This window comes from Acidiferrimicrobium sp. IK (assembly GCF_025499425.1).
Classification (GTDB): domain Bacteria; phylum Actinomycetota; class Acidimicrobiia; order Acidimicrobiales; family Palsa-688; genus Acidiferrimicrobium.
This window is the reverse complement of sequence record NZ_JAIMCB010000013.1, coordinates 1-21,379: the sequence shown is the minus strand read 5'-3', so window position 1 is coordinate 21,379 and position 21,379 is coordinate 1. Positions and strand designations below refer to the sequence as shown.

The 21,379-nt window shown below is 71.9% G+C and carries 22 protein-coding genes; 4 read left to right on the top strand and 18 right to left on the bottom strand.

Annotation, left to right across the window (positions count from 1 at the left end; translation table 11 throughout):
* Positions 1 to 289: 289 nt before the first annotated feature.
* From K6U06_RS18920 to K6U06_RS18900, 5 genes are read right to left on the bottom strand one after another with little or no spacing between them, the layout of a single operon-like run.
* Entirely contained in the window at positions 290 to 1,681 is a 1,392-nt protein-coding gene (locus K6U06_RS18920; RefSeq protein ID WP_262323530.1) for an ATP-binding protein, read from the bottom strand.
* Positions 1,678 to 3,234 (bottom strand): valine--tRNA ligase, encoded by a 1,557-nt coding sequence (locus K6U06_RS18915; protein ID WP_262323529.1) that lies wholly within the window; start codon positions 3,232 to 3,234, stop codon positions 1,678 to 1,680. The genes K6U06_RS18920 and K6U06_RS18915 overlap by 4 nt, the downstream gene beginning before the upstream one ends.
* A complete protein-coding gene (locus K6U06_RS18910; protein WP_262323528.1) occupies positions 3,231 to 4,448 on the bottom strand; it encodes a hypothetical protein in 1,218 nt (405 codons plus the stop codon). Before K6U06_RS18910 ends, K6U06_RS18915 begins: the two co-directional genes overlap by 4 nt.
* Complete coding sequence (locus K6U06_RS18905) at positions 4,448 to 5,137, bottom strand: hypothetical protein (protein WP_262323527.1); 690 nt, start codon at positions 5,135 to 5,137, stop codon at positions 4,448 to 4,450. Before K6U06_RS18905 ends, K6U06_RS18910 begins: the two co-directional genes overlap by 1 nt.
* Positions 5,134 to 5,517 (bottom strand): hypothetical protein, encoded by a 384-nt coding sequence (locus tag K6U06_RS18900; protein ID WP_262323526.1) that lies wholly within the window; start codon positions 5,515 to 5,517, stop codon positions 5,134 to 5,136. The genes K6U06_RS18905 and K6U06_RS18900 overlap by 4 nt, the downstream gene beginning before the upstream one ends.
* Before the next feature lie 119 nt (positions 5,518 to 5,636).
* Here K6U06_RS18900 and K6U06_RS18895 point away from each other — a divergent pair, with 119 nt between their 5' ends.
* From K6U06_RS18895 to K6U06_RS18880, 4 genes are read left to right on the top strand one after another with little or no spacing between them, the layout of a single operon-like run.
* Complete coding sequence (locus K6U06_RS18895) at positions 5,637 to 6,203, top strand: hypothetical protein (RefSeq protein WP_262323525.1); 567 nt, start codon at positions 5,637 to 5,639, stop codon at positions 6,201 to 6,203.
* Positions 6,200 to 7,186: an NlpC/P60 family protein gene (locus K6U06_RS18890; RefSeq protein ID WP_262323524.1), complete on the top strand. Its 987-nt coding sequence runs from the start codon at positions 6,200 to 6,202 to the stop codon at positions 7,184 to 7,186. Before K6U06_RS18895 ends, K6U06_RS18890 begins: the two co-directional genes overlap by 4 nt.
* Positions 7,187 to 7,197: 11 nt before the next feature.
* Complete coding sequence (locus K6U06_RS18885; protein ID WP_262323523.1) at positions 7,198 to 7,677, top strand: hypothetical protein; 480 nt, start codon at positions 7,198 to 7,200, stop codon at positions 7,675 to 7,677.
* Entirely contained in the window at positions 7,674 to 8,249 is a 576-nt protein-coding gene (locus K6U06_RS18880; protein WP_262323522.1) for a hypothetical protein, read from the top strand. Before K6U06_RS18885 ends, K6U06_RS18880 begins: the two co-directional genes overlap by 4 nt.
* 66 nt (positions 8,250 to 8,315) lie before the next feature.
* Here the strand turns inward: K6U06_RS18880 and K6U06_RS18875 are convergent, their stop codons facing one another.
* From K6U06_RS18875 to K6U06_RS18815, 13 genes are all read right to left on the bottom strand, one after another.
* A complete protein-coding gene (locus K6U06_RS18875; protein WP_262323521.1) occupies positions 8,316 to 11,504 on the bottom strand; it encodes a BTAD domain-containing putative transcriptional regulator in 3,189 nt (1,062 codons plus the stop codon).
* On the bottom strand, positions 11,497 to 12,162 hold the full coding sequence (locus K6U06_RS18870) for a hypothetical protein (protein ID WP_262323520.1): 666 nt from the start codon (positions 12,160 to 12,162) through the stop codon (positions 11,497 to 11,499). Before K6U06_RS18870 ends, K6U06_RS18875 begins: the two co-directional genes overlap by 8 nt.
* Positions 12,159 to 13,061: a PKD domain-containing protein gene (locus tag K6U06_RS18865; RefSeq protein WP_262323519.1), complete on the bottom strand. Its 903-nt coding sequence runs from the start codon at positions 13,059 to 13,061 to the stop codon at positions 12,159 to 12,161. The genes K6U06_RS18870 and K6U06_RS18865 overlap by 4 nt, the downstream gene beginning before the upstream one ends.
* A complete protein-coding gene (locus K6U06_RS18860; protein WP_262323518.1) occupies positions 13,058 to 13,891 on the bottom strand; it encodes a hypothetical protein in 834 nt (277 codons plus the stop codon). Before K6U06_RS18860 ends, K6U06_RS18865 begins: the two co-directional genes overlap by 4 nt.
* The gene (locus K6U06_RS18855; protein ID WP_262323517.1) at positions 13,888 to 14,364 is read right to left on the bottom strand and encodes a pilus assembly protein TadG-related protein; all 477 of its coding nucleotides are present in this window, start codon (positions 14,362 to 14,364) and stop codon (positions 13,888 to 13,890) included. Before K6U06_RS18855 ends, K6U06_RS18860 begins: the two co-directional genes overlap by 4 nt.
* Complete coding sequence (locus tag K6U06_RS18850; RefSeq protein WP_262323516.1) at positions 14,361 to 14,801, bottom strand: hypothetical protein; 441 nt, start codon at positions 14,799 to 14,801, stop codon at positions 14,361 to 14,363. Before K6U06_RS18850 ends, K6U06_RS18855 begins: the two co-directional genes overlap by 4 nt.
* 68 nt (positions 14,802 to 14,869) lie before the next feature.
* Positions 14,870 to 15,217, bottom strand: a complete 348-nt coding sequence (locus K6U06_RS18845; RefSeq protein WP_262323515.1) for a hypothetical protein — start codon at positions 15,215 to 15,217, stop codon at positions 14,870 to 14,872.
* 53 nt (positions 15,218 to 15,270) lie between these two features.
* Complete coding sequence (locus tag K6U06_RS18840; protein ID WP_262323514.1) at positions 15,271 to 15,573, bottom strand: hypothetical protein; 303 nt, start codon at positions 15,571 to 15,573, stop codon at positions 15,271 to 15,273.
* 88 nt (positions 15,574 to 15,661) lie between these two features.
* Positions 15,662 to 16,576: a type II secretion system F family protein gene (locus K6U06_RS18835; protein WP_262323513.1), complete on the bottom strand. Its 915-nt coding sequence runs from the start codon at positions 16,574 to 16,576 to the stop codon at positions 15,662 to 15,664.
* Positions 16,573 to 17,496: a type II secretion system F family protein gene (locus K6U06_RS18830; RefSeq protein ID WP_262323512.1), complete on the bottom strand. Its 924-nt coding sequence runs from the start codon at positions 17,494 to 17,496 to the stop codon at positions 16,573 to 16,575. The genes K6U06_RS18835 and K6U06_RS18830 overlap by 4 nt, the downstream gene beginning before the upstream one ends.
* Positions 17,497 to 17,566: 70 nt before the next feature.
* Complete coding sequence (locus tag K6U06_RS18825; RefSeq protein WP_262323511.1) at positions 17,567 to 18,847, bottom strand: ATPase, T2SS/T4P/T4SS family; 1,281 nt, start codon at positions 18,845 to 18,847, stop codon at positions 17,567 to 17,569.
* Between the two features lie 34 nt (positions 18,848 to 18,881).
* Positions 18,882 to 20,141, bottom strand: coding sequence for a hypothetical protein (locus K6U06_RS18820; RefSeq protein WP_262323510.1), 1,260 nt, complete (start codon positions 20,139 to 20,141; stop codon positions 18,882 to 18,884).
* A gap of 11 nt (positions 20,142 to 20,152) precedes the next feature.
* Entirely contained in the window at positions 20,153 to 20,905 is a 753-nt protein-coding gene (locus K6U06_RS18815; protein ID WP_262323509.1) for an SAF domain-containing protein, read from the bottom strand.
* Positions 20,906 to 21,379 lie beyond the last annotated feature (474 nt).

Sequence of the window (21,379 nt, the reverse complement as noted above, 5' to 3'; positions counted from 1 at the left end):
CTGGGTGACCGCCGCGTCCCCGGTGTAACCCGGGAGGCAGTCTCCGACGGGGAGGGGCGCCCGGGCGGCCCGCTCCGGTGTTCCCGATAACCTGCCAGCCTGCTCGGGCCGATCAGTCTTCTCGGCGAAATTGTAGTCTTCGTCCGGGCTGGCGGGGTGCTCCTCGGTCCCCGACGGTCGTGTGGTCGATGAGGGCCGGATCGGGGTGTCGTCGCTCACCGGCACCTCCTCTCTTGATGTGGGGGACAGCACGGGTTGTGGGCGGCGCGCTGGCTCGGATCGGAACGCTTTACACGCGGAGTTGGCTGTCGGTGTTGCAGATCACGGCTTCGGCGGGGCTGATGACGTGGCGGACCAGGGCGTCGTTCTCGCCGACCTTCCACAACGCCGCCCCTTTGGGGAGTTGGGGGAGGATGGCGGCGGCTTCGTCGGACAGGCCGAGGAGCTCTTTGGCTTCGCTGATCTGGCTGGAGGATTGGCGGAAGATCACCCGGGTTTGGGTGTCGGCCAGCAGTCCCATGGCCACTTTGGCGGTGGCGGTGCCGTCGTCGGCCTGGGAGCGCAGGTCCGACAGGCGGTGGGCGACGGCGATGTTGGCCACCCCGTAGGCCCGGCACAGCTTCCAGCAGGATTGGAGGTAGAAGGCGACGCGTTCGTGGCGGAGCATGGCCCAGCACTCCTCGATCACCTGGATTTTGCGGGGGGCGTCGGGGCGGTTGTCGGCCATCAATGCTTGGAGCCAGGAGGTGGCTGGGATCATCACCACGGCCAGGGCGTCGGGGTCGTGGTGCACCGACGAGACGTCGAGGACCAGACCGCGGCCGGTCCAGTCGATGTGCACGGTGGAGCGGCCGTCGAACATGCCCCGCAAGTCCCTCGACAGCAGCCGACCCAACCCCAGACGCGCCGATGCGCACTCCTCCCCCAGACGATCGGCGCCCAGTCCGGTTTCGGTGGCCATCTGCTCGGTTGGTGTGCCGAGCAGGGCGGACACGTCGACCAGCGTCGGCTCGTCGTCATGGCGGTCGCCGGTGGTGAGCTGGGCGATGGCGCCGGCGACGCCGGCTTCTTCGACCGGGGTGAGCGCCCGGCGGAGTACTGCGGTGAGCAGGGCGTAGACCATGGCGGTGCGGCGCATGGTCAACTCGGCCGGGTTGGTAGCGCCGGACGGGCCGGCGTCGAGCGGGTTGACCCGGTCTGGGCACCCCGGATAGAGCCGCACCATTTGCAGGCCGAGGGCGTCGGCGAGGAGACGGTATTCGCCTTTCGGGTCGCAGATGGCCGCCCACCGGCCGCCCGCGGTCGGGCTGCCGGGGGGTCCCGGCGCGCCGAGGGTGCCGAGGGTGCGGTACAGGAAGGTTTTGACGCCGGTCGATTTCCCGAAGCCGGGTTCGCCGACGATCAGCATGTTCGGGTTCTCCAGACGGCCCTGGGAGTAGAGGGTGAACGGGTCGAAGCAGAACGCGGCGCCGCCGGCCAGTTCGTCGACGCCGAGGTAGACGCCGTCGGGACCGAGGCCGGGTTCGGTCTGGGTTGGGTACAGGCATGCCAGGTGGCGTGTGGTGGCCCGATGCCGCGGCACCCGCAACCCCCTCGGACGCAACAGCCCGGATAGGCCCCCTCCCGACGCCGGGCGACCTTCCATGGTCGCTGTGCTGTCGGAGCGAGCGAGGGGGGTCATCGGGATCCTCGCCGCCGGGGTGGGGTTAGGCCGCGCCCGACGGGAAGGGACACGGCGAAGGCTTGGTCGTGGCGTCCGTGCAACGCTCGTAGTTCGACGCCGCCGCTGCCGGCGACTTGGATCAGGTCGTCGCTGTGACGGTCCAGCTCCGCCAGGGTGGGGGCGGTGATGGTGACGATCCCGGCGTACGTCAACTCCCGGTAGCCGGAGGTCAGTTCCTCTTCGCGTTCGGCTACCGCTTGTTGCGCCCGGCGCAGGGCGGCGCCGATCCGGAACCCCTGGCCGGCCCGGTGCTCGGAGTCGGAGTCCAGTTTGGTGGCGGCTCGGCGCACCGCCTGGGCTGACTCGCGAGGGCCGACCGGTTCCATCACTACGCTGATCGACCGGACACACCCCGCCCAGCCCAACAGCGGTCCCATCCACCCCGCCGGCATGGCCAGGCGGGGCCAGTCGGCCACGTAGAAGCAGCGGTGCACGGAGCCGTCGGCCCGCCACCACGACCAGCCCGTCTCGGTGGCCAACGGCCCCGCATCCGCGGGCCGGACCATGCCGGCGGCGGCGGCGAGGCTGGCGGAGCGTCGGTCCATGCCGGCCAGGACCGTGGGGTCCAGCCGGGCCCGGATAGCCCGGCAAAGGGTGGGCACGTCCCAGGGGGCTGACACCTTCAGGCCGCCGGCGGCGAGGCGGTCTGAGAACAGGCGCACCTCGCCGGCCAGTGCGGTGATCGCCGCCGCCCGAGCCTTGCGCGCCCCTCCCCGACCCCCAGTGCCAGACCCGGCGCCGGACTCGGATCTGGGAGTGCTGCGGGTGCGGCCGGCCTGGACCGACACGGTGACCGCCACCTCGTGGCGAATAGCGGCGGGACCCGACCCCGAAACCAGCTGGCGGTAGTCGACCGCCGGGGGGCTGTGCGGGTCGTGGCAGTTGCGGTCAATGAAGGCGAGGTGCTCGCCGACCCCGGCGGGGGCCGCCCACTCCGACCACGCCACTTGCGCCACGGGTGAGCGTTCGCGTATGAACCCGGCGAGGGCTTCACCCCAGCGGGCCAGGGCGGCGTCTTGGTCGGCGGGGTCGACGAGGCCGAAGTGGCGGCCTGACACGGTGACGGTGGCCGACACCGTCCCCGCCGGCCGGTCCCACACCACAGCGATCTCGCCGCCCCCGGCGATGCCGTGGCCGTCCGGGCCGACCGCCACCAGGGCTTGGCCGTCCAAGGCCGGCGGCCACGCCGGAGCCGCTGCGTCGATCGGCAGGGGCAGCCGGGCCCGCCAGCGGTGCCGGCCCAACCGGTGGTCCCACCAGAACACCAGACGGGTGGGCAAGGTCTCGATGAGCGGGCCGCCGTCGGCGCGTGCCACCACCAAGGCGACACAGACTGCGGCGGCGGCGATGCCGACGGGGCCGTCGCCGTTGGAGAACGCCAACACCCCGACGACCAGGCCGACCGCCAGAGTGGCGACCGCTCGATGCGACAGCCCCAGCAGCGCGCCGGTCCGATCCGGCGGGGGCAGCTGGTAGCTCCGCCCGGCTCTCGTCGTGCTCGCTGCGGTCATGCTCCCTCCCCGCCGCCGCGGTTACCGCCGCCGGGGGCGGGCGGGAGGGCTTTCGGGCCGGGCGGCAACCCCCGAGCACCGCGCCCGGGTATTGGCGCCGGGCGAGACCCGACGTCCAACGCTGCGGCCCGGGCCAGCGACGACGACGCGGCCGGCATCCGCTCTGTCTGCTCACCTCCGCTAGCCCGGCCGCCTCCGCTGCCGGTTGCGGCGATGGCTTTACCGCCACCGGCGGCGGCGCCGAGGCGGCCCAGGAGCATGACACTCGTGGCGGTCGACACCGCGGTCATGGCGGTGCGGGCGGGCATGCGGCTGATCCCCTGCGCCGCGACCGCCGCCTCAACCCCGGGCAGCATCCGCAGCAACACGAACGGCGACAGCGAGGCCAGCAGCATCAGCCCCGCCCCGGTGGTCATGGCCGTCAGGGACGCCCCGTGTCCCTGAGTCACCGACCCGGCCAGCGCGTCGGAGCCCAACGCCAACGCCAGGGCGATCACGAACTTCGACACGATCAGCGCCACGCCGAGCTCGACCAGCCTTCGCCACACCCCCGCTGCGGCCGGCCACACCCGGGCCGCCAGAACCATCGGCGACAACGCCACCAGCAGGAACACCAACCCTTGGCGGACCACCAGCTCCACCCAGGTCAACAAGGCGCCGAGCAGGACCAGGAGCTCGACGAAGCTCCCGAAGAACCCGGCCGGATCAGCCTTGGAGAACCAGGACCCGAAATTGGCTCCCACCGACGGGAGCACCGCCGTCGACGCCGAATCGACAATCCCCGACAGCACCCCGGTCAAGGCCACCACGGTGGCCATACCGAAGATCGACTTCGGGACCTCCACCGCGGCGGCGCGCAGCATGGTCATCGGCTCCCCCGCCAGCGCGCCGCGGATCACCGCCAGGATCAGACAGCCCAACAGGACCGCCAGGGCAATAGAGGTGACCGTCGCCCACAGCTGGCCGCTGCCGGTGACCTTGGTCCCCCACCACGAGCCGCCCGAGAAGCTGATCGACCCGGCGCTGTTGTTCACCAACTTCTCCAGCTCGTCGACCGCCGAGGTCACCGCCGAGGCGATCCAGCCTTGGATGATCCCGCCCAGCCCGCCGAGCAGGCCTCCCAACACACCCCCGCCCCCGCCCCCGCCGAGCAGGCCGGGGATCAGGTTCAACGGGTTGGGGATACCGAAACTCCCGAAACCAGTACCCGCCATCACCGCCCTCCGTGCGTTGTGGTTGCCGGCGGGGCGAAACCGGCCAGGGCCGCGGCCGCCTCGGCCGCCGGGGTTGGGGTCCCCGACAGGGCCACCGACGGCCCCGGCGTGTCCGACATCGAGCTCAGCCGCCACCCGCCGGCGGTCCAGGTCAGGCCCATGCGCTCGGTCACATACACCCCGGCGGTCGGCTCACCCCGGTCGAAGACCACCTCGACGCACCAGGCGTCTAGGACTACCCGCCCGGCGCTGGCGGTGACAATCCGGTCGGCGAGCAGCCCTGTATCGAAGCTGAACGGCCCCCCCTGCGCCTGTACGAACCCGGCCCTGGCGGCCCAGAACGCCTGCTCCAGCCGTTGGCGGGCCGACGGCGCCGCCCACGAGTCCATCAGCCCGGTCGCGGCGGTGGCGTTGGCCTCTACCAGCAGCGGCTCGTCGGCGACGATCGTGGCGGCCACGGCCACCGCCCCAGCCGGCGTCTCATTCCCCGACAGACCGGCCTGCCGCGGTGACGGGCCGGCCGGCTGGCCTGGCGGGACCTGCGATGCCGGTGCCGTGACAGGCGCCGACCGGGTCGACGGCGACGAGCGGCCGCCGATGGCCGACATGACCCCTGCGGCCACCGCCAGGACGACGGCGGCCGCCGCGAGGGTCTTGGCCCACGACCAGCGCCGCTCGGCGGTGGTCATGCCGCGTGGAACAGCAGGTTGATGATCGACGGGCCGAGCCCGATGATCACCGCGCCGACCGCCCCGGCCAGGGCGACGGTGCGGCCGTGCGCGGCCCGATAGGTGTTGCCGGCGTAGGTGGAGAACCCGTAGGTCATCCCCCCAAGCACCACCGCGGCCAGGGACGCCCACAGGCCGTATTGGCCCATCCAGTTCAGCGCCGTCTGCGCGAACGCGGCGCCCGGCGCTCCCGCCCCGGTCGGGTTCAAGGTGACGTTGTCGGCCAGAAACCAACGGCTACCGCCGTGCACGGTCGGATCGGCAGCGGCCACGGCGGCGAGGCGGTTGAACGCGGCGGACAGCAACGGGTGCAGCGGCTGCATCGGGTACATCGGGTACATCGGCGGCTCCTTGGTCGGAGGGACTGCCCTGTACCGGGCAACCACAGCGGTCCCCGTCGGAAATCACCCGCAACAAGCCTGTTCCGACAACCGCCGATCCGGCTGCCCGGTACAAGGCGATGACCCGACTCGCCCGCATCGCGGCGCCCTTCACCGCTGCTGTCATCGCCGCCGGCGGCTGCGGCGGCCCGGCCACCACCGCCCGCACTGCGCCCACACCGGCGTCGGCTTCGGCGTCGGGGTCGCTCATCCCGGTCCCGTCCCCCAAGGCTTCGACCTCCACCACGATCGCCGTGCCCGCCCCGCCGTGGCGGCCGCCGCCCGCCGCGATCACCGCCGCCGACCGATACGTCACCGCCGCCCTGTCCTCCACCTGGACCGAAACCCCCCGCGCCTGGATCGCCCAAGTCGCCCCGATCTGCACCCAGCAATGGGCTGCCGCGCTGGCCAGCAACGCCGATGGGGGCGGCGGCGGTTGGGCCGCCATCGTGACCAGCCGCGACACCGCCGCCGCCCGGGTGCTCGCCGTGTATCCGTCCGGCGGCCCGGGACCCGGGCGACGGTTGGAGGTCACCGCCCAGGTGACCCGTACCGGACCCGCCGGGACCTCCGTCGCCACGACCGCCCTGGCCGTCGATCTTCTGTCCCAGCCAGACGGGAGCTGGCTGGTCGGGTGGGCCGGATGACCGCCGGAGTCCCCCTCAAGGCGGTCGCCGCGGCGGCAGCCCCCGTCGTCGCCGCCCTCGCCGCCCTCGGCGCCGTAACCGGCGGGGCTGCCCTCACCGCCATCACCACACAGCTGTCCGCCAGCCCCGCCTCGCCGGCCGCGGTCGCGGCCATCCCGCCCGCCATGCTCACCCTCTACCAACAAGCCGACCAGCAAACCTGCCCGGCCATGCCGTGGCAGATCGTGGCCGCCATCGGCACCATCGAATCCGTTAACGACACCTCCACCCTTCCCGGGGTCGACTCCGGCGCCAACCCCTGGGGCGCCTCGGGCCCGATGCAGTTCGAGCCGGCCACCTTCGCCGCTTACGACCAGCCGATCCCGCCTGGCGGCGCCAACCCGCCGTCACCGTACGACCCCGTCGACGCCGTCTACGCCGCGGTGCGGATGCTCTGCGCCAACGGGGCCGCCACCGGCGACATCCGCGGCGCCACCTTCGCCTACAACCACTCCGTCGACTACGTCAACCAGGTGTGGAACCTGGCCGTCACCTACGGGATGGCCACCGACGGCTCCCCCCACACCGGCCTGCCCACCGCCAGCCCCGCGGGTCCCGGGCCCGGTGTCACCTCGCCCGGCGACCCCGCCACGGTGATCGCCTACGCGCTCAGCCAGCTCGGCGTCCCCTACCAGTGGGGTGGGAGCGCCCCCGGCGTCGGTCTCGACTGCTCCGGGCTGGTGCAGCTCGCCTACCGGGCCGCCGGCATCGCCCTGCCGCGCACCACCTACGCCCAGGTCGCCTACGGCATCACCGTCCCCGCCGGCGCCCTCCAACCCGGCGACCTGTTGTTCTTCAACGACGGCACCGACTTCGGACATGTCTCCATCTACCTCGGCAACGGGCTCATGATCCAAGCCCCCTACACCGGCACCGTCGTGTCCATCGCCCCCGTGCCCACCGGGGCGATCGAGCTGGCCCGGCGGATCATCGCCAACCCCTGACAGGAGGCCGTATGCCCAAACCCCGACCGCGCTCCGTCCCCGGCCCCCCCGCCACCGCAACCGAAACCGGGCGGAGCGGCGGCCCCTGCAACTGCGCTGCCGGGTCCCGGTTGACGACCGCCATGGTCGACCTCGACGCCGTCCGCCAAGCCTGCGAGCCGATCGCCCGATGGTGGCAGACCACCCAAACAAGCGGCCGAGCCGACCCCGACACCCTGGCTCGGGCCGTCCGGCGAGCCCGGCTCCTCGGACCGGTCCCCGGACCCCTCGGCGCCGCCCTCGCCTACATCCTCGCCGGCTGCCCCGATCTCGACTATCCGAAAGTCCACGCCGCATTCAGCCGCGTCGCCTCCGCCGCGGCGGCGACCGACCGGCCCACCCTCAGAGAACTGGCCCAGCCCCCCGCCGACCCCGTACCCGTCGCCGTCCAGCTGTCACTGGCCGGCATCCCCGCCGACACCACTCACAAGCGAAGGGCGTCCCGTCGATGACCGTCACCCTCACCGCCACCGACTGCTACCAGGTCGCACGCTGCGCCCCCCGAGGACGCCCCCACCGACTTCCTTCCGGCTGGGCTGCCATCCAGATCGACGTCGACGGACGAACCCGACACACCACCTGGCTGCTCTACGACCCCGCCACCCACAACGCCGCCAACGTCATCGGCACCCCATCCGCCGAGCTGCTCCGCTACCTCCTCGACGCCCGATGCCACCCGGTGACAACGGTTCGGCAGCGCATGGTCTATCTCGTCCCCCGGCATCCCGCCGCCAGCCGCCGTTCCCCGTACCGTCGCTCAACGCGGGGTCGTGGCCCGACAACTCCGAACCGGGGGCCGTCCCCCGACCGCGCAAGAAGCGAGCTGCTCGCCGTGAACGCCGCGCTGAGCGAGGCCAAAGGCGCCTACGCCGACGGCAGCTTCGACCGGGTCGTCACCGCGACCGCCGTGGCCAACGCCGAGAACCTGGAACGGCTCACCTACATGGCCGAAACGCTCACCAACGCCCTCCTCGACCTCGCCGTCGTCGCCCGCCGCGCCCTGCAGACGCGCTCCCCCGAGTAGCCCTGCGGACCGGCAGCCCTGATGGCAGGCCCGCGGCCCGCATCTTCGGGTCGGAAGGAACGTACATCAGGGTCGGGTGCTGTGGCGGACGACGTAGGAGCGGTAGACGGCCTGGCTGTCGGGGCTGGGTGCCTGCGCCGGGTCGATGTGAGCTTGGAGGGCGGCGCACAGCCGCTTCCACACTGCGGTCACCCGGTCCGCCTCGGCGGTCCGGCCGAGGGCGTGCATCCAATACTGGTACAGCTGCTCGCGGGCCGGGTCCATGCCCAGGCCCCGCTCGACCGCCCACGCCACGCCGTCGTGGTCGCCGGCCTCCAAGGCCAGGCGAGCGAGCTCCTCGGCGGCGTCGACGACCGTGGCGGCGATCGTGTACTCCAGCTGTTCGCCTGACACCCATTCGAAGAACTGGCTGTCGAGGCTCCCCGCGAACGGGGCACCCTCGACCAGTTCGAGGGCCTGGCGGTACCGGGCGGCTGCCTCCTGCGTCGACCCAGCCTCCCGGCCCAACGCAGCGAGAGCCTGGAACCGGCCCCAGTCCGAGGTAACCGACCCAGCCAACACATAGCCTCCCCCAGCGAGGCCAAGGCGATGCTCGCCGTCGGCGTCGGCACCCAAAAGTGCTCGGGCCCGGGAGACGACGTTGTGCACCGTCTTGGGAGCGGGCATCCCGAAGCGTTCCTTCGAGGCGTCCGGCGGCCACAACGCCCCCGCCAGGTCGTTCATGGACACCGGGGCGCCCCGGGTGGCCAAGTACGCCAAGACCGCCAGCGACGCATCGCGGCGGGCCGCGTCCACCCGTCCCGCGTCGCCGACCACCCGTACCGTGCCCAAGAACCGGATCTCCACCTCACCGCGCTCCACCGGACGGCCCGTCTCCTCGGCCGCGTCGGCTGCCCGGACCCGCTCGGCGGCTGCCGGGACTTGGCTGGCGGCTGTCGGGTCCCGGTCGGCGGCTGCCGGGACTTGGCTGGCGGCTGTCGGGTCCCGGTCGGCGGGGTCAGCCGCCGCTCTCAACGCCTGGCCGACCAGGCCGATCACCTCCGGGTCCGCCTGCACGTCGAGCGGCAGCCGGAAGGGATGGTCACCGGCCAGTCCCGCCAGGGACGCTGCCCCAGATTCGTCGACGGTGAGGCGCCATCGGGCGTCGACTGCCGCCCCCGCCGCGACGACGGCCACCCCGGAGCGATCCGGTAGAGCGGCCTCGATCAGGCAGCGCAGCGCCTTGGGGTCCGTACCGGCGAAGGCCACCGCCACCTCGGGCAGCCACTCGCCGTCGACGGCACGGCGCGCTGCGGCCGACGGAGCGGCGGCCGATGTCACCCCGGCCACAGCGGCGGTCGTGCGGTCCGCGGCCCGGTCCAATGTCTCGGCGAGGACCATCGGGTCGTCGTCGACATCCACGCCGGCCAGCTGCTGGGCGCCGAGGTCGCCCAGCGCGTGCAAACCGGCGAGCATCTCGTCCGCCCACGGTTGGCTGGTCAGCTCGACCAGCATCTGACCTAACACCGCCCGGACCCGCTCGGGGTCCCCCTCGACCGCCAGGGACCCGGCGTGTTCCAAGTTCGTTAGGACCGTGCCGTCCACCGTGGTCCCGACCGTGACCACCGCCGGCAGGAACGCCCAACGCCCCGCGGCGCGGGCCTCAAGGTCGTCGAGGTCGATCTCTGGGCGCAAGGCCCACACCGCGCCCTCGTCGATCGCCTCCCACCCCTCAGGAGCCTCCGGACATGCCGGGGCGATCATCACCTCCAGCCCCCGGCCCCCGGCACGGACCAACACCACCGACGGGACCGTCGACTCCTCGCCGCCGACTGCGCCGTCACCGTCGTCGTCGTTGTCGTTGTCGTTGTCTGGCGTTACGGCCTGTCGATCTGCCAGCTGGCCACCCAGGTAACGCAGCCCGGCGTCCACCCAACGCATCGCCTCTTCGTCGGCGATCACCCGGACCGCGGTCTCGGCGGCGACCACCGGCGGCGGGTTCACCGGCAACGCCCGCCCCCAGCGTCGGCCGTGCATCTGGTCGGTGCGGCGTCGACGCAACCGCCACATCACCCCCGCCGCTACCAGCCCGGCCATCCCGACGATCGGCCCGGCCGGTACCGGGGTCTGCGAATCCCCGGGCTTCGCCTCGCGGTGGCTGGTTTCACTCGGGTGAGGGCCCCCAGACCCCTGGCCGCCAGAGGGTGGCGCCGGCTCGCCACCACGGCCCGCTGAGACACCCGGGGGATGGTTGGTCCCTGCCGGGGGTGTGGCCGCTACCGGCGGGATCGCCCGATGGCCAGTGGCAGCATGCGGCGCCGGGCTCGGGCCGTTGGAGGGCGGAGTCGATGCTGGGGGCGCCCCTGTGGGCGACGGGCCGGCAGACGCCGGGGCGGCCGGTGTCGATGCCGGATGGGCGGGCGGTGCGGTCGCGGTGGGGCCCGGTACGACCTGGGTGCCGACCGCGTCAGCGGGCATGACCAGCACCCAGCCTGGATAGATCCAGTGGTCGTCGCTCAGTGCCCGCCCGTCGGGCTGCACCCGGCCCACGTTGAGCTGATGGATCTCGGTGTCGAGCCGCCAGTCGCCCAGGTGCTCCTGGGCGATGACCGACAGGCAGTCCCCCGGTTGCACCACGACCACCCTTGTGCCGGGCGCTAGACCGGCGAAGGCGCCGGCCGGGCTGGGCGCCTGCAGAACGGAGGTGAAGTACGCGGCCGCCTGCGCGTGCTCGATGAGGCCGGGGTGGGGAAGATGGCGTCCCACCACCCGGTCGCTGACCACCGCCGGAACACGAGGCTGCGCCTGCGCCGTCACTGCCGTGGCCTGGCCGGGGCCTGCCGGGCGCGGCGCTGTCAACGGGTGCACGACCGCACCGGCAGGCGCCGGCGAGGCGGACGCCGCCCCGGCCGCGCTCGCCGTCACCGTCGACGCCAGGATCGACGCCGCGGTCATGCCGTCGACCATCCGGCGCACCATCGGCAGGGTGACCCAGCCGGTGCGCCGGATCAACCCTTGCGCGCCGGCCAGTGACGCGGCCACGTACAACACGGTGGAGGCCAGCAGCCACCCGGCCAGCACCATCCCACCCAGGCGGGCGATGGCGGTGACCGCGTCCGCGGGCGCCGTGGCGTGGACCCACACGCCGAGATGCGACAAGGGCACCGAGCCGAGCAGCGGGGCGGCCGCCCACAACACCCCCAGCAGCACCGCCTCGGCGGCCAGCGCGGCGGCCACCCGGGGCAGGTCCCGCCATCGCAGCGCGCTCTCATCCACCCCCGCCACCGCCCCCCGGGCGCGCCCGACGGGCCATCGGCACTGCCGCCTCCCCTGATGGCATGACCACCGTCGGGCCTGTCGGCTCGAACCCGAACTGGCGGTAGTAGTCGGCGAGCCGCTCGTTGGCGGCGTCCAACGCAAGCGTCCACCCGTGGTGATCCGCCTCGACGGTGACCGTCTCGATCAGGTGGCGCCCCGCTCCGGGCTCGACGCTGGCCACTGTGTGCACGATCACCGGCCGCCCGGGCGGCCGGGATCGGCGGAGCGCCCGGCGGGCGGACACCCCGGCGAGGCTGGAGCGGGCCATCGGCGCGTACAGCCAGCCGACCACCACGAACACTGCCCACACCGGCCACGTCACGGACATCGTGGTCCACAATCCAGCCAGGACCGCCAGCCCCACAAGAGCCGCGAGGACGCCGAGGATTTTCGGGCGGGGCGACGCCCCGCTCAAACAGCACACAGCGGTGCCCGGCCTGTTGGCCCTGCGGTCCCCGACGGCCAGCGTCAGCCAGAACACCAGCCGTAGCGGTCCCGGTCGCATCCGGGCGAACTGCGGTCGAGTTGCGAACGCCTGTGTTGCCACCCCGGCCAGGCTCCACGTGCCGACACTCCTCGCGTGGTTCGATCGGAGGCCGGCGGTCAGGGTGGTCATCCGGCCACCCCCACCGAGCGGACCTCTTGGACGCCGTAGCCGGCAGCGGTGGCCGGTCCGTCCACCGTCCCCAACTGCACCGTCTGGGCGCCCACCCCGTTCCCGGCGAAGGTGTACTGGCCCGACCAGCCGACGATCACCTTCACCGTGTATCTGGCTTTGGTCACGTAGGTGTGTGTGACCGACGGGGCTGCCTGGGATCCCGCCGATGTGCCCGTGACCCCCGCGCCGTCACCGAAATACCAGTAGTAGTCGGCCGGGTGGGCGGTCGTGATGACCGTGTACCCGCGGATCGTCGCCGTCGCCGTGACCTGACCAGTGACGCCGGTCAACCAGAACCACGTCGGCAACTGCGTCAAACCCAACGTCGACGGGTCGAACTCGATCGTGGACATTGGCAACGGGGTCGCCGCCCACACCTCGGCCGGCGTCGGTGGCGGGGGAGGCGGCGGCGGAGCGGGCACCGCCGCGGTAGCCGGGCACACATCTTTGGTGGCGATCACGTTTCCGGTCGGCCCGACCAGCTCGTAGAGGTCGGGAAACCCGGCGGCACCGGGGGGGCCGAGGGACATCCCGGTGCCGGGGCCGTTCGGTCCCACCGGTGGGGGTATCGCGGTCGGTTGACCGTTCGTGCAGGTCATCAGCAGATCGGATCCCACGTTCGTCCAGACGTACCCGGACTGGATGCTGGGCGGGGCGTTTGGCGGCGGCGGCGTGTACGAGACCGGTGCTGGGCCGTTGCCGCCGCCGGGCACTCCGGCGCCAGCTCCGATACCGCCCGGACCGAGAGACCCGCTGCCGCTGCCTCCGGGCCCGTCCGCCGCCCACGATGGCGGCGCCATCAGGAACACCCCGGCCGCCGCGACCGCTACGACGATCAGAATTTTGCGCGAGTTCATTGGCCATGTTCCAGTGCGCCGATCCCGCCCGGAGGGTTGATCTGATTGCTATCGTTGATACGGAACTGCCCGTCCGGGCCCTGCACGAGGGAGATTACATAGGCGGTCGGCCCGGGATGTGACGGGTTGAATGATTGGCCGGATGTGGTGCCGTTGGCGTCGAGCATCGGGATGGATTTGAGGTTGTAGACCACGGTGACGATCCCGCCGACGAAATACGGGTGGCCGTTAACGTTGGCAGGCTGCCCGTCGGCTTGTGCAGGCTGCGGTATTGCCGGCTGGGTCACCTTGACGAAATCGATCTCTGCCGGTGTCGGCGAGCCGTGCAACCCCCGCTGCTGAAAGTCTGTGAGGTCTTTGACTTCACCGGCGTAAACGTTTCCGCTGGGCATTTCGTAGTTGGCGACTAAAGACGGGTTGGGATGAGACCACACCCAGTCCTCATAAGTGGTCAAGGTCTTGATGACGGTGACCAGGTTGACGGTGGTGCCCGTGGGGTAGGCGCCGGCCAATGACGGTGGGGTGGGTTGCGCTGCCGGGTAGTCGGCCGCGGGGCCTGACGGTCCTTGCACCGTCGTGGACGAGCCGGACGCCGTCACAGTGGTAGACGTCGAGCGCTGGGCCCCCGAGGTGGTGCGACTCGAGGACTGGGTGGGCGGGCTGGAGGCAGGCTTTCCTGCCCCGCCGCAACCGGCTGATATGGCGCAGAGGGCGATGATCCCGATCACGGCGGTGATGGTTGTTTCCCGGCCGGTGCGACGAAGCCGTTTGTGAGTATGCGTGCGCATGGTCGGGTCTCCCGCCGTGTGGTAGGCGTTGAAAAGGCTCACGGCGTCCCCGAGGGACGAGGCGCGGCGGATGCGGTAGCCGTGATGTGGATCGGCCGGTTGCCTTCGAGCAAACCGAGAAGGGTGAGGTGCACGTTCTCGTGAAGGACCACGGTGATCTGTCCGTCGTTGGCGGCCACGATGATGTCCGGTGGGCTGGACAGCACGGGCGGGTTGGACTGTTCGGCCAGGTTCGTGCTGGCGAGATTGACTGCAACGCTCGGCGCCAAGGTTACGCGCCCGGTGGCCCGGTAGGTGGGAATGTCGATGCCCGATGCTCCCGCGTCGGCCGCCGCGCTGGCCGTCGACTGCAGGGCTCGCTCCGCCGAGATGGCGTGCCACAGGTCGAGGCTGATCCCACCCAGCGGTAGGAGCAGGACGGCGAGGCCGAGGCACCAGATGACCATGGCGTCACCGCGCTGGTCCGCATCCTCGGCCCGTGCACGGGCGCGCAGCCACGCTACGGGGGCGGTCATGGGATACTCCGGTAGCTGTCGACGTGTTGAGTAGAGCTGGCCGTGTAGCGCAGGGTCCCGAACGCGCCGATGCCGGGGATCGTCCCGGCCGGGATGGTCACAGTGACCGTCGCGGTGACCGTCGCCCCCGGGTTGAGCGCCCCGCGGTAGCTGGCGGCGATCTGGGCGGGGGTGATCCCGTCGTTGGTGGCCGCCTCGGCGACGGTCTGATCGGCGGCGGACACGCCGCTGGTCCAGGTGCCGGCGGTGGCCAGGGCTCGGGCGGCGTTGGCGGCGGCGTCTCGGGCGTCGACGGTGCGTTCCTCCCATGTCGGTAGCGTGAGGACGAGGAGCAGAACGGGGATCACCAACAGCCCCAGGCCGAGCATCATCGTGAGCGGGGCGAACCCTGCGTCGTCTGCTCGGGCCGCCCGCAGCCGCCGCCGGACGGTTGTCACGTGACCCGCCGTCACCCGACCCGCGGTCATCAGGACCCGGGTCATGAGCAACGGGGCCCGCGTCGGTCTCATGAGCTGGGTGTCGGATTGTGTTCAAGGGGGGCGATGGCGACGACCCGGAGCGGGTCGGCTGGGATCACCCGGAGCCAGCCTGGCAGTAACCCGGATGCCACGGCGATCACCTGGTTGCCCTGCAGGCCGCAGGTGATGGTCACGTGCTGTCCGAACGGCCCCGACAGCAGCCCGCTCATCACCTCGGCGGCCTTGGCCTGGCAGGCCGCTACCGGCCCGCCGGGTGCGCCTTGGAGCGACCCGGCCCGGGTGGCCTCGTCGACGGCGGTGCGCACGGCTCCCTTGCCGTACTCGTCGACGATCAGGTTGATGGCGCCCATGAACACCACCAGGGTGAGGGCCATGGCCAGCACCGTTACCAGTCCTGCGCTGCCCCGCTCGTCACGGGCGACCCTGCTCAGACGCCAAGCTGGGTTTGCACCCAGTTCAGGACGGTGCTCCCAAGGGTCTTGACCAGGGCTCCGATGGCCACGATGGCGACCACCCCGAACACGATCCAGGCCAGATTGTCGGTGATCACGTTCCCCGACTCGTCGGCGCGCGCCGCTGCCGCCCGAGCCCGCAGTGTGGCTGTCGCCGTCCCAGTCGCGCTCAACAGGGTCAAGATCCACAGTGTCGGGCGAAGCCGCCCCACCCGACGCCGGCCCCGATGCTGGGCGGGTGTGTCGACCTTGGGGAGTTGTTGGGTGATGGTGGACATGGTTGGGTTTCCCTTCTGTGTGCTGGCCGGTCGCCGGGTGCGGCCGGGCTGGAGTTTGCTTCTTGGAGGCCATGGTTGGGGCGAGGTGTCAGTGTCCGAAGATCATGCTGGGGACGGGCGCTAGGAGGAACAGGATCATCACCGGGGCCATCAGGACCAGGTTGGGGATGACCATCGACATTTGCCGTTTCGCGGCGGACCGTTCGACTTCTTCGCGGCGTTGGCCGCGTAGCTCATCGGCCTGTTCGAGCAGGGCTTTGGGCAGGTCGATCCCACCAGTGGTGGCCGTGGCCAGGAACCGGTAGAAGCGGGCTGCGGAGGGTTCTGGGGTTTCGGCGGCGATGACCTCGAACGCCTGGGCCAGGCCGTAGCCGGCGGCGGTGGTGTGCAACGCCCGGGCCAGGTCGTCGATCACCGGGCCCGAACCGACCTCGACCAGGCTGGCCACGGCCACGGCCAGGCTCTTATTGTTCTCGATCTTGGGGGACAGCAGCCCGGCGATGGTCGGCAGGTCGGAGCGAATCCGCGCCGTACGTCGCCGGGTCAAACCGCGCAGCTGGTCGGGCAACCGCCGGGCCCCGCCGAAGCCTCCCAGGCCGAGGAATAGCACGGCCAGTAGGGTCGAGCCGGCCAGCACTCCCACCGCCGCGCAGGCAAGTGGGGTGGCGACCGTCCAGCGCAGGTGACGGGCCCGGTAGTCCGCCACGGTCATGGGTGTGCCGGCTTGACGCAGCCGGCGTTCGAGGGTGGCGGTGTCGGTCACCCGCAGCACCCGGTTCAACCAGCCCGCAGCGCTCCCCGCCAGCGGCCCGAGGAGGCGGCGGGCCGCCTCCCCCAGCACCAACGGCTGGGGCGTCGCCTCCACTGGTGCGCCGAGGCGGGCCCGGGCCACTTGGGTGTAGGGGGCGATCCGCCGGGCCGGGAGCCGTCTCGGGTGGGCGACCGTCCACGCCAGGATCCCGACCGTCCCGGCGAGGCACAACGCGGCGAGCCACACGGTCATCTTCTTGGCCTCCCCTCGATGGTCCCAGCGACGGGGGTGACCGGCTCGGTGGTGAAGACCCGTTCGGTGGTGGCGATCGGCCGGCCCAACCGGCGGACCACGGCGAAGCCGGCCAGTGATGCGCACGCCCCGGCGATCACTACCACCAGCCCGATGCTGCTGTCGTAGAACTGGCGGTAGGCGACGGTGGTGGCGGAGAGGAACACCAACAGGCCGTAGGGGATGATCAGGCTCCCCCACGCCGCGATACGCGACTGGGTCTGGGCGGTGCGGATCTTCTCGCTGACCGCCAGGTCACCGGTCACCTGTCCCAACAGGCCGTCCAGGACCCGTAGGACCATGGTGGTGCCCTCCTCGGCGGCCAGCTCGAAGGTCAACAGCACCGAATCCGAGATCGGGTCGGCCAGCTCGGAACGGACCGCCTCCAACGCAGCGACCGAGCCGACCCGGTCGGCGAGGCGCACGTAGCGCGCCATCGGCGCCCGCAACGGCTCGGGCCCCGAGGTCGACAGCTCGACCAGCGCCTCGTGCAGGGTGGCGATCCCCGCTCGCAGCGCCCCGGTCACGTGGCGGAGCCCGTCGGGCCACGCCTCGAAGCGGGCGTTGGCTCGCTTGCGCCGCTGCGTCGACCAGTACCCATACGGCAGGGCGCCGAGCGCCAACGCGGGGACCAGCGCCACGATCACCGCCCGATCGATCGCGAAGAGCACCACGAACGCCGCTGCGGCGAGGGCCGCCGAGACGGCGCAGAACTGGGCTGGGGTGACCGCAGCGCCGGCTTGGGACAGCCACACCTGCGCGGTCGGGCGACCAGGCCGGCGGGGGCGGGTCGGGCGGTTCCAGCGCAGTGGTCGTCCCGCGGCCGCCTCGACGGCCAGCCACACCGCCCCCGCTACCAGCAGCGCCGCGACCACGCTCACCTCAGTCCCCCATCACACGCCGGCCGTTCTCGGCCCACCGGATAAGAGCGGCTTGCGCGGTTAGAAAATCTCATAGCGGTACCTCGGTTCCGGCCAGGACGTCGCCGATCGTCACGCGATGCCGGCGCAGGACCCGGTTGCATTTACGTTCCAACAGCTGCCCGAGATCGGTGGAGTGGAGTTCCATCGGCTCGCCGATGTCGGTGCGGGCGAAGATCGGGGTGACGGCTACCCCGCCGGTCGACATCTGGGGAGGAACGACGGAGATCTCGCTGACCTGGCGGACGGTCTTGTCGCCGTCGGTGTCGTCGAGGTCGACGAATACCACCACGTCGAAGATGCGGGCGAAGTGGTCGCGGATCTGCTCCGAGCTCATCGCCGGCACCGCCAGGCTCGCGGCGGTGGCCAGGGCGTCGAAGCCGAGCGACGCGCTGTCGGCGTGGACAGCGGCGATGACCCCGGTGCCCAGGTTGCCGGCCAGGACAAGGTCCCATGCCTCCGCCCCCTTCAACTCGCCCAGCACGATCAGCGCCGGGCTGGCGACGCGGGCGGAGCGGATCAGGTCGGTCAGGTCCTCCACCTTGGAGGTCGCCCAGTACTCGCCGTTGAGCAGCGGGGCGGTCAACTCCCGATTGTCCTCGGCCACGATGGTCCGCCGCCGGGGGGTGACCGCCCGCAGGCACGCCTCGATCAGGGTGGTCTTTCCCGACCCGGGCGGCCCGACGACCAGCAGCTTGAGGCGTGGCACCAACATCAACACGGCCAGAAACCTCGCCGCAGCGGGGGTCAACGACCCGAAGCCGACCAGATCCTCCAGGGTGGTGTGCCGCTTCTGGGGGAGCCGCAGCGTGAAGCTGACTGTCCCGTCCACCCGGGGGGCGATCGACGCCGTCAGGCGCCCCTGGCGGCCGCCGGGTAGGAACACCCGCACCCCGTCGGCCCGAGGGTGCGAGCTGTCGAGCTCTTCGCCCGCGGCGGCGACCAGGCGTTGGATGGTGTGGAGCACCGCCTGGGGGGACACCGGGGTCGCCACGCCGACGGTCTCGCCGGTGGTGGTCCGATAGGTCAGCTCGCCGTCGGTCCCGTAGATCTCCTCCACGTCGGGGTCGCCGATCAGGTCCTCCATCTCCGCCCCGACGCCCTCGACGTCCCGGACCAGCCGGCCGACGATGTCGGCGGGGTCGGCGAACGCATCGAAGCGTGCCGCGCCGATCGTCGCTTCGCGCTGGAAGCGTTCGGTCTCGGTCTCCACGATCCGCCGGACCGCTTCGCCGTCGACCGCCACATCCAGGTCGCGGGCCACGACGATCCCGTGCACCTTGCCCAGCAACGCCTGATACGCGGTCGTCACCCCGACCCCCGCATCGCAGTCATGTCGTGCCCGGTCACCAGCCGGCCTCGCTGGCCAGGCTCACCCGTCGCCCCATCGCCGGCACTGGCACCGCGGCGGCCGCCCGGAGCGGGGCCGCCGCCAACTCCGACGCCAGACGGTCGACGGCTTTCAGCCAGCGGCCGCGCCACACGAGCTCGCCGTTCCAGCGGGCCCGGCCGACCACCGGATCCTCCGGCAGCATTCGCACCGCGGTGAAGCCGGTCGGGCCGGTGGATGCCTCGACCAGCCCGGTCAGCTGCGACCCCTCGAACACCCCCCGGCCCGGCACCCGACCGAACACGGCCCACAACGACGCGCTCACCCCCACCTCGACTGCCGCGGCCCGCCACTCCATCAGCCGGGCCGCTGATTCCGGGTCCGGCCCGGCGAAGACCACCACCCGATCGGCGGCGGCAAGCATCGCCCGGCCGGCCGAGAACCGGTCCGTTGGCGTTCCGGCCGCCGCCGCCAACAAGGGTCCCACCTCGACGAGCACATGGTCATAACCGGCCAGGCCCTCCTCGACCAGCGCAGACAGGTGCACGGGGCTGGCGACCGATGGGCCGCCCGGCGACGCGCTCTGACAGACCACGTCGAAGCCACCCAACCCGCCAGTGCCGTCCTGCGGTCGGGACAGTCCGTCGGGGAGCGCCCAGCGCCCCTGGCCTATCCGGCCCAATGCCCAGCCGAGCCCGTAGGCGGGATCGCGGCGCAGCCGGGCGGCCAGGGTCGCCGACAGCGGGTTCGCTTCCACCACCAGCACCCCAGATCGTTTCGCCCAACATTCTGCCAACCCCACCAACGTCTCGGTCGCGCCCACGCCGCCCGACACCGAGCTGAAAACGGTCAACGAGCCTCGCCGGCCCGCAACCGCCGTCTTCGGGCCGGCCCTCGCAAGGTCGGGCTGCGGAGAGGACCCGGCGTTGACCGGTCCGACCTCGGCGATCAGCGCGGCCAGCTCCGCTGTCGGCACGCTCACCGGCAGCAGCCGGCTCACGCCCAACCCCTCCAGGTACGCCCGTCCTAGTCCCGACTCGGGGTCATAGAGGCCGATCACCACCGTGCCGCCCTCCACCGCCCGGCCGATGTCCCCCGACGTAAAGAGCCGGGACACGTCGTCGACGACCGCCACATCCAGACGACGTTTCCCGGTGCGGGACAACTGGCGGCCATCCAACACGGTCTCAGCCGTGATCCCCGCCATGTGGTCGCGGACGAAGGATCGCAACGCCGCCGACCAGGCCGCCTTCGTCGCGCCCAACCCGACCAGCATCGACGCCGCCGTCAACTCCCCGACCCCCCGCCCGGGGCCGGCGGCCTGTACGAGCCGGCCGAGGCCGAACCGGTCTCCCCCGTCGAGCGGACCACCTCCAACGCGCCCGTCGAACCCGTCGAACCCGACGTCCCCAGAGCGGCGGTCAGCCGCAACGCCGTGGGACGGTCCACCGCCACCGTGATGTAGAAGTCGCTCGTCGCGCCCGCCAGTACCCCCGATGTCTTCGTCGGCGACACGCCTACCACCGTCAATCCCTGGGCCACATACGACGCCCCGCTGCCCGAAGAGACGATCACGTCGACCCGGTCCCCGGCCGCGATTGCCCCGCCGTCGGCCCGGTCTACCGGGACCGGAATGCTCATCGACCCCAACCCGCTGGCCCCCACTGGCCCCTGCGTCACCGCCCCGCGGGTGACCGGCTCGCCCGCCTCGATCCGCGACACCGCTACCCAACCGGCCCGCAGGTCCCCGCTCGGCAGCAAGCCCGAGACCACCGCCGCATCCGAGCGGTGGACCTTCACCAGCCGGGTATCGGACCCGTTGACCGCGGCGCCCGCCGGGATCGGCGCCGATGCCACCGGGACCAGCACCGTCGCCCCACGGTCCTGGAGTGCGGCCAGCACGAACACCGCCGCCAGAACCGCCAACACCACCGGTGCCACGTGGCCCACCGTCCAGCGAGACCCCAGCCGCCGATGTCGTAGGGCGTAGCCCGTCGTCGGGGCGGCGCTCGTGGATGCCCGCTCGGAAGCGACCGTCATTCTGGCCCACCCCTCGGCCGGACAAGGGCGCGCAACACCGCTCCCTCACCACGGTCTCGGCCAGCGGCGTTCGCGCCGCTGCCGGCCCTGCTCGTGACTACCTTCTCGTGATCACCGGTCTTGCACGTCGCCACCCGAACACGCTCCCCCGCCGGTGGTCCCGGCGGCTCTCTCGTTTAATACCGGGCAGGCTGAGGAGCTCCTATCGGAAACAATCCGCTCACGAGCCATCGCACCACGCCTGCAGTTCACCCCCACACCAGCACCGTCACCACTCCGGCAGCGGCCAAGAACGCCCCGACCGGCAGCCGACTCTGCCACGACAACCGCCCAGCCGCGACCCCAGCGAGGGCTGAGCCACCCCGGGTTCGATGCAGTGCGGGTTAGTTGGTGCCGGTCAGGGCCGGCTGGGTGTAGGTGTACCACAGGTGTTCGTACTCGGCTGGGGGGCAGTCGCCGATCTCGCCGTGAAGG

Excerpts from the sequence above, each read along its gene's own strand:
- K6U06_RS18920 (WP_262323530.1), bottom strand. The coding sequence starts at position 1,681 with ATGACCCCCCTCGCTCGCTCCGACAGCACAGCGACCATGGAAGGTCGC.
- K6U06_RS18915 (WP_262323529.1), bottom strand. The coding sequence starts at position 3,234 with ATGACCGCAGCGAGCACGACGAGAGCCGGGCGGAGCTACCAGCTGCCC.
- K6U06_RS18910 (WP_262323528.1), bottom strand. The coding sequence starts at position 4,448 with ATGGCGGGTACTGGTTTCGGGAGTTTCGGTATCCCCAACCCGTTGAAC.
- K6U06_RS18905 (WP_262323527.1), bottom strand. The coding sequence starts at position 5,137 with ATGACCACCGCCGAGCGGCGCTGGTCGTGGGCCAAGACCCTCGCGGCG.
- K6U06_RS18900 (WP_262323526.1), bottom strand. The coding sequence starts at position 5,517 with ATGTACCCGATGTACCCGATGCAGCCGCTGCACCCGTTGCTGTCCGCC.
- K6U06_RS18895 (WP_262323525.1), top strand. The coding sequence starts at position 5,637 with ATGACCCGACTCGCCCGCATCGCGGCGCCCTTCACCGCTGCTGTCATC.
- K6U06_RS18890 (WP_262323524.1), top strand. The coding sequence starts at position 6,200 with ATGACCGCCGGAGTCCCCCTCAAGGCGGTCGCCGCGGCGGCAGCCCCC.
- K6U06_RS18885 (WP_262323523.1), top strand. The coding sequence starts at position 7,198 with ATGCCCAAACCCCGACCGCGCTCCGTCCCCGGCCCCCCCGCCACCGCA.
- K6U06_RS18880 (WP_262323522.1), top strand. The coding sequence starts at position 7,674 with ATGACCGTCACCCTCACCGCCACCGACTGCTACCAGGTCGCACGCTGC.
- K6U06_RS18870 (WP_262323520.1), bottom strand. The coding sequence starts at position 12,162 with ATGACCACCCTGACCGCCGGCCTCCGATCGAACCACGCGAGGAGTGTC.
- K6U06_RS18865 (WP_262323519.1), bottom strand. The coding sequence starts at position 13,061 with ATGAACTCGCGCAAAATTCTGATCGTCGTAGCGGTCGCGGCGGCCGGG.
- K6U06_RS18855 (WP_262323517.1), bottom strand. The coding sequence starts at position 14,364 with ATGACCGCCCCCGTAGCGTGGCTGCGCGCCCGTGCACGGGCCGAGGAT.
- K6U06_RS18845 (WP_262323515.1), bottom strand. The coding sequence starts at position 15,217 with ATGGCCCTCACCCTGGTGGTGTTCATGGGCGCCATCAACCTGATCGTC.
- K6U06_RS18840 (WP_262323514.1), bottom strand. The coding sequence starts at position 15,573 with ATGTCCACCATCACCCAACAACTCCCCAAGGTCGACACACCCGCCCAG.
- K6U06_RS18835 (WP_262323513.1), bottom strand. The coding sequence starts at position 16,576 with ATGACCGTGTGGCTCGCCGCGTTGTGCCTCGCCGGGACGGTCGGGATC.
- K6U06_RS18820 (WP_262323510.1), bottom strand. The coding sequence starts at position 20,141 with ATGCTGGTCGGGTTGGGCGCGACGAAGGCGGCCTGGTCGGCGGCGTTG.
- K6U06_RS18815 (WP_262323509.1), bottom strand. The coding sequence starts at position 20,905 with ATGACGGTCGCTTCCGAGCGGGCATCCACGAGCGCCGCCCCGACGACG.